This window comes from Mesorhizobium sp. P2_D5 (assembly GCF_056404355.1).
Genome location: NZ_JBFUEE010000019.1, coordinates 1 through 7,502 on the forward strand (window position 1 = coordinate 1; position 7,502 = coordinate 7,502).

Consider the following 7,502-nt stretch of genomic DNA (forward strand, 5'->3'; position numbering starts at 1 on the left):
GTCGCCGCCGTGCAGCGTATCGGCGCCGAGCCCGCCGATGAGGGTGTCGCTGCCTTCGTCGCCGTTCAAGATGTCGTCGCCGGCTTGGCCGTCGAGTTGGTCGCCATCCAGCCCACCATTCAACGTGTCGTCGTCGCCGCCGCCGTAGATGACGTCATTGCCGGCGAGGCCGTTCACCGTGTCGTTGCCGCCGACCGAGTAGATGACATCATCACCGGAAGTGCCCGGAATCAGATCCGGACCCGGCGTCCCGACAATCACCTTGAAATTGTCGGGCAGGAAATCGGCTTCTGTAAGCTGAATGGTAGCAGGGCCATCTAACTGCACGACAAGGTCCGTGCCATCCAGTTCGAAATTGCCGTTGATGTCGGCGTAAAGGTACGTGTGGCCGCCGGTCGTCGTCCACCATATTTGCGAAAACCCCGCACCAATCTCGCTGGCCTTCAAGCCATCGGTGCGAATGAATTGGTCCCCTAGAAATCCCGCGAACCCAGCTTCCAACTGCCCCATGAAGGCCAGCGGGCCGCCATCGTAGGAGCCGGGGGTGCCACGCCCGACGGAGAGATCGAGCTTGTCGCCCTCGGACTGTCTGAAATCGGTGACGTGATCGATTCCCGCCAGCGTCGAGGAGCTCGCGCTCAAGAAGCGGAAAACATCCGCGTCACCATCGCCGGTGAGGATGTCTGTTCCATCTCCGCCGTCGAGCACGTCGGTGCCAGCGCCGCCCTCAAGCGTGTCGTCGCCCGAGCCACCCTGCAGCGTGTCATCATTGGCATCGCCGAAGAGCTGATCAACACCGTCATTGCCAAAGAGCGTATCGTTGCCGTCGCCACCGTGAAGTTCGTCGTGACCGGCATCCCCGTAAAGAGAGTCGTTGCCAATGCCGCCATCAAGCGTGTTGGCAGACAGGTCGCCGTTGCCGCTAACGTCAAGCCCGCCGATGAGCGTGTCATCATTGTCGCCGCCGTGCAGATCATCGGCGCCAAGTCCACCGATGAGGGTGTCGTTGCCTCCATCGCCGTTCAGGATGTCGTCGCCGGACCCGCCATCCAGCGTGTCGTTGTTCAGCCCGCCATTTAACGTGTCGATGCCGTCATCGCCGAAAAGCTGATCGTCGCCGCTACCGCCGTTCAGCGTGTCAAGCCCGTCGCCGCCATGGAGCAGGTCATTGCCACCATTGCCGTTCAGGACGTCGTCACCGCCCAGGCCGAAGCCAATGTTGCCAACTTCCGAGCCCTCATAAATAGGGTCAGCCTGATCTGTGCCGCGGTAGACAAAGACAGAGTCAGAAAAGTCTTTGACGTCGAGCTTGGCATTGAGATCGTTGTTCGTCAGACGGATAAGCATGTCCTGCTCGCCGAACTGGCCGTCATCGTCGGCGTCAACCCAGATTTCGATGCCTGACCAGGCTCCATGCGTCGCATGGTGCCAGGATATATCCACAATCCCGTCATTCACGAATTCGTCAGGCAATTGGGTTCCCGACGGCACGCCAGGCCCTTTAAATTCAAAGTCGCGCTCAAATGAATTGAATGCGAGCGGCAGGTTACCGTAGAAACTTGGTAGGTCGATGAGGTCTCCGCCGGCCGCGCCCAGCCCCTCGAAATCGGTAATGGTGTCGATTGTCGAGGGCGAGGATTCGCTGCGCGGGATACCGAACCCAAACTTGTAGACGTCGCTACCGCCGCCGCCCGTCATCGTGTCGGCGCCAAGTCCGCCTTCGATTGTGTCGGCGCCACCACCTCCAGAGATTATGTCGCTGCCATCACCACCCACGAAGGTGTCAGCACCCGTACCTCCACTAAATGTATCCGATCCGTCGCCTCCAATCAGGTGCAGATTACCCGAGGAAACCAAACTGCCATCAACGATCAGTTGATCATTCTGACCTTCAGCCGAGCCATCAACCAAGAGAGTTCCGCCCAATGCGCTTGAGACCGCCTCGTTGCTCAACGTTAGAATGAATGCTCCCCCGCCCTGATAGACGATACTTTCGACCTCAGTGATCGTTGTTGGTGAAAGCGGGACCGAGAGACTGCCAGAAACGATCACCGTGTCGTTGCCGCCGCCGCCATCTATGGCATCGGTTGGATCAAGCTGGTCTGCTACGAAGATGGTGTCGTCGCCGGCGCCCGCCGATACGGTATCAGAACCGCCGCTACGCAAATCGAAATAGTCGCCCACGCCGGTGCCTATCAACGTTTCATCGCCGGACGTGTCAAACCGGACCGTGCTGCCGTCGATAAACGAGAAATTCGCGTCGAGGAGCTCGTCTATGGCTACTGCCGCGAGTGTGACTGTGGCGCCGTTGCACGTCACAACCACATCCGACCCAACCTGCATGAACGTCAGCTCACTTGCGGAGAAACCGCCATCGAATGCGAGCTGATCCTCTGAAAAGGAGAACGAAACCGTCGTCCCAGCAGCATCTGCAAAGTTAATGATGTTTGCCATTCTCGCCTCCCCCAATTGCAGAGCTGGTATTCGCCACTGTTGTCCGGCCAAATTACCGTTTGAATCCTCATATTCCGGCGGTCAGTTGCGCTACGAAACCCCCATTTGGGTGGAGTCGGCCTAGTTCATAGTTGTTCACAGCGTTTTGCAGACGGGATCCCGGAACTTCGTAGCGACTTCTTGGCTGGATGTGGGATGCGTGGCGGCCTTCAGCACTGCATCAAGTCTCGCATTTAGACCAGCAAGCCAAAGTCTGCCGTCAAAACGAACGGCGCTCTTGACTTCCCGCATTCCGTCGCGGGCTTGTGCTCGACTGACAACATCTAGCTATACAACTTTAGTATATTAGAATATCCTCATCTAGGGATTCTTACGTGTGGATTTGGGGAGGGGTGCCCATGGGAAAGGGTCGCCCAGCTTTTGGGTCAGGGGAAAGGATTGGCGTCTATGATGAGAAGCGTGTTGCCTCAATAAGTAACACGGTTGCTGAAGCAATTGATGCTGCGGCGTTCGGGGTGGTTTCCTGGGATGAGGTGCCGCGCACAATGGGGGAAGCATTCCCCGGATCGTTGTGCTCCCTCCTGAATCACAATGTTGCCGAAAACAAACTAAATTTTCAGGCCGTCCACAACATAGATCCAGATTACCTGAAATTGTACGCGGATTACTATGCCAGATTAAATCCCTGGATACCGCTGTGGCAGGCTGTGGAAAGTGGAACGGTTCTGATCGCCGAGGAAGACTGTCCGGCACGTACGTTCGCGGATACGGAATTCTACAATGACTGGCTCCGTCCGCAGAAAGACATCGAGGCAGCGGTCGGCATAAAAATAGATGGCGGGCCACGGGAAGTCATTCATCTCCCAATGCACTATCCGCTTTCCAAGGCCAGCTCTTACGACCGAGCTGCGGCCGAAGTTCTCACGCGGATACGAAGCAATCTGCGAAGGTCGGTCGATCTTGGACATTTACTCAGGCAAAGAACCGAGGACGCTATGGCGGGGGCCGCCTTGGTCGAACGCGCCTGCTGCGCGGCATTCGTCATAGATAGCGACAGACATCTCCGCGATGCGAACCAGCAGGCTGTTGACATGTTTTCCGCAGGTTCCGTGGCTGTACTCCGCCACGGCGGCGTGTGCCTCTCCAATGCTCGCGCCGACAGCCTGTTCCGCAATGGGATTGTCGCGCTCTCCAAAGGATCGCTCCCGGACTTGTACCAAATTCCTTTCTGCATCGAAGGACGCAACTGGCAAGTTTCGTTTGCGCCGCTTCCGGCCATGTTGGCTTCCGGCGTGCTGTCCCTATTTCTCACTAGATCAATGGTTCTTGTCCTTATCCGCGATCTGGACGCGCGCCTCCGCCGCCATGGTGATCTGTCGGCATTTGCCCTGCAGTACGGACTGACCAGAGCCGAAATCATGTTTTGCGAGCGGTTGGCCCAAGGGGATTCGCTTGCCGAGACGGCCGGCGTTCTCGGGATCAAGGTTGAAACCGCACGCGACAGGGTCAAATCGATATTCCACAAAACCGGAACGCATCGACAAGGCCAGCTTGTGGCGATGCTTGGCGTCTCAGTCTAGTGCGCCATGGAGGCTCACAAGCTCGGCCCTTTGCCAGTTCCACTTGGCGCCGTCTACGCAGGCATCGGCGCGGTAGGCTCACTGTTGGCGGGCATGGTGTTGCTGGAGAAAGCAACGACCCCGTTCGGCTTATGCTCGTGGCCGTCACGATCCTCGGTGTCGTTGGACTGAATGTCAGGAACGGTCATGCGTTCCGTTCAGCAGGGCGCTGCGCGGCGATCGGTTGCGCCGCCGGGCCGTGCAAGCCGCGACGGTCATCATCGGCGGCGGCATAGCCGGGCTGATGACCGCGCTGCACTTGGCGCCCGAACCGGTGCTTCTTCTGTCCAGGACGCCCTTGGGTGCTGACGCCTCGAATCGTGCTGCCACTTTCCCGCGCGAGCGCCGCTCCCCTGCTGATGCTTTTGGCTGTTAACTGTACCTCTTTTTGGATGTTGACGCTTACTCTTCGTTAGCGTTAAGAATGCGCTAATATAAGCGTTGCCTAACACAAGACCTGACCGGGCAATCAGGAAATGGCGACGCCGTAAGGGCTAAAGGGGAACGCAGCGCGACCAGAATAGTCGTCGCAGCTACCATTGTTTGGCCAAGATCTGTCTGTGGACCGCCATGTTGATAACTGGCCGTTCGAGGACTTATGCGCTGACAATAGACGTCCGTTAGAAACAGTATATCGACCGTTCAACACGTCTAAATGGAGATTAGATAGCCGTCGGATGCGGCACACAAAAAGATGATGGGGCATCTGTTTTGTGCTGATGTAGAGTAAAATGGGGGTGGGGTTTAATGGCTTCTTGTCAGAGCACAGATGCCAACGCAACTGCGACATCGTTTACAAATACTCCGCTAACCGGAGACGGACCCTGCGGTCTTGCCGAAAATACGACCATCTTCATTTCCACGCCGCAGGCCGCTGTTTCTCTCGATCCGTTGAGCAATGATTCAGCCGGGATCGTACTTTGTCCTATCGATGATTGGTTCCCAGCCTCGGCCGACACAAAGAGACCCGGGGACGCCGATTGTAAGGTTTCAGCCGACATCGGGTATTCGGCGGGCTCGCCAGCGTGGGCCTTTGGTGTCGGTACAAATGTCATTGCTCTGAACGCGAACTCATTGGTCCTGGCGCTCTCGCCCGGGATCAACCCGTTTGTTGGCGAAGGCGAACTTGCTTGCACAGCTTCACAATTTTTGACCGACCCCGCCACAGGCGGCAGGTCGACGTCGGCAGTTCTTGGCTGACAAGAACAACGAGCGAAATAGGGGTTAGGACATGGCAACGACCATTGGCACGATCGGCAACGACAATCTGGTCGGCGGTAGCGGAGACGACGTGCTTTTGGGGGGCGCTGGAAGCGACCGCCTGAATGGCGGGTCAGGCGCCGATACGCTCGATGGAGGCAGTGGTTTCGATACGGTCTTGGGCGGATCCGGGGCGGACACGCTTATCTATCGAGCGTGGGAAAATCAGTACAAGATTGGCAGCCAATTCTACGGCACGGGGATAACGGCCGGACAAACAGCCTTTTCCGGCTACGACGTCTACGACGGCGGCAACGGCAATGCTGCCAAAGGCACTGCCGAGATCGATACGCTCGTTATCTATCTAAGCAATGACCAACTCTCCAATGCGTCGTTCATGGCGGCGTTTAACGGTGAGATTGCTCAGTTTCGTGCCTTTATTGCCGCAAACTCGAACTCGAATACGGGCCAGGCAGGTCAAGCAGAATTTACATTCACTTCGATCAATCTCAAAGTCTCCGCGATCGAGCAAGTGTCCGTCAGTCTCGATCCAACTTCGCCCGTCGGCTTCAACGATACCAACGCTGCCGACCAGGTGCGCGAGGCCGGCGTTGGCCCTGGGAATGCCCTCCTTGGGGGTGACGCCGCAGCGGCAGGTAATGTGCTGACCAATGACACGGATTCCGACGACGGCCAGGCGTCGCTGGTCGTGTCGGCGGTCCGGACAGGTGCAGAAGCCGGATCAGGAAGTGCCGGCACGGTCGGATCTGCATTGGTGGGCACCTATGGTTCACTGACCTTGAATGCCAACGGCACCTATACCTACGCCCTCAATAATAGCGACGTGGACACCAATGCGCTGGCGAACGGGGTCACCGTCACTGAGGTGTTTACATACACCGTCCGTGACCCGCACGGGCTTACGGATACTGCGCAGCTGACCATCACCGTCACCGGGACCAACGACGGCCCGATCGCCGTCGCCGACACCAATGTTGGCGATGCGGTCACCGAGGCCGGTGTCAACCCCGGCAACACGCCGTTCGCAGGCGACGCCTCCGCCATCGGCAACGTCCTGACCAACGACACCGACGTCGACAGTGGCGACAGCAAGACGGTTTCGGCCGTCAACGGCGGCGCCGGCAATGTCGGCTTGGCAGTGGTTGGGACCTACGGCTCGGTCACCATCGGGTCGGATGGCAGCTACACCTATACGCTCAACAATGCCGATGCCGATACCAATGCACTGGCCCAGGGCGCGACGGCGACGGATCAGTTTACGTACACGGTCAAGGATGCCAATGGGGCTACCTCCTCGACCACGCTCACCATCACCGTCACCGGCACCAACGACGGCCCGATCGCCGTCGCCGACACCAATGTTGGCGATGCGGTCACCGAGACCGGTGTCAACCCCGGCAACACGCCGTTCGCAGGCGACGCCTCCGCCATCGGCAACGTGCTGACCAACGACACCGACGTCGACAGTGGCGACAGCAAGACGGTTTCGGCCGTCAACGGCGGCGCCGGCAATGTCGGCTTGGCAGTGGTTGGGACCTACGGCTCGGTCATCATCGGGTCGAATGGCAGCTACACCTATACGCTCAACAATGCCGATGCCGATACCAATGCACTGGCCCAGGGCGCCACGGCGACCGATCAGTTTACCTACACGGTCAAGGATGCCAATGGGGCTACCTCGTCGACCACGCTCACCGTCACCATCACCGGCACCAACGACTCGCCTGTGGTCGTTGCCGGCGGCAATACCGACACCGTGGTCGAGGCCGGCAATCTGGACAGCGGCGCGGTTGTCGCCGGCGATCCGTCGGCCAGCGGCACGCTGGCGTCGACCGATGTCGACGACGGCGCGACGGCGACCTGGAGCGGCTCGACGACGGGCACCTATGGCGCATTCGCCATCGACGCGGCCGGCAACTGGACCTTCACGCTCGATCAGGGCGCGGCCGATCATCTGGCCGAGGGCGCCAGCGACACCCAGACGTTCACCGCCACGGTGACCGACGACAAGGGTGCGACGGCGACCGAGACCGTCACCATCACCATCACCGGCACCAACGACTCGCCTGTGGTCGTTGCCGGCGGCAATACCGACACCGTGGTCGAGGCCGGCAATCTGGACAGCGGCGCGGTTGTCGCCGGCGATCCGTCGGCCAGCGGCACGCTGGCGTCGACCGATGTCGACGACGGCGCAACGGCGGCCTGGAG

General features: G+C 59.1%; 3 protein-coding genes and 1 pseudogene. 3 read left to right on the forward strand and 1 reads right to left on the reverse strand.

Annotated elements, in window-relative coordinates:
* Window positions 1-2,454 (reverse strand): calcium-binding protein (locus tag AC1DYW_RS33015; RefSeq protein WP_477228971.1); only part of this gene is annotated, 2,454 nt, incomplete at its 3' end.
* 398 nt (window positions 2,455-2,852) lie between these two features.
* On the opposite strand from AC1DYW_RS33015, the gene AC1DYW_RS33020 reads away from it, so the two are divergent.
* The 3 genes and pseudogenes from AC1DYW_RS33020 to AC1DYW_RS33030 form a co-directional block, all read left to right on the forward strand.
* On the forward strand, window positions 2,853-4,034 hold the full coding sequence (locus tag AC1DYW_RS33020; RefSeq protein ID WP_477228972.1) for a helix-turn-helix transcriptional regulator: 1,182 nt from the start codon (window positions 2,853-2,855) through the stop codon (window positions 4,032-4,034).
* A gap of 223 nt (window positions 4,035-4,257) precedes the next feature.
* Window positions 4,258-4,392: pseudogene (locus AC1DYW_RS33025) on the forward strand (FAD-dependent oxidoreductase); the annotation flags it as partial.
* 912 nt (window positions 4,393-5,304) lie between these two features.
* Window positions 5,305-7,502, forward strand: a 2,198-nt coding sequence (locus AC1DYW_RS33030; protein ID WP_477228973.1) for a beta strand repeat-containing protein, incomplete at its 3' end; no start/stop codon positions are given.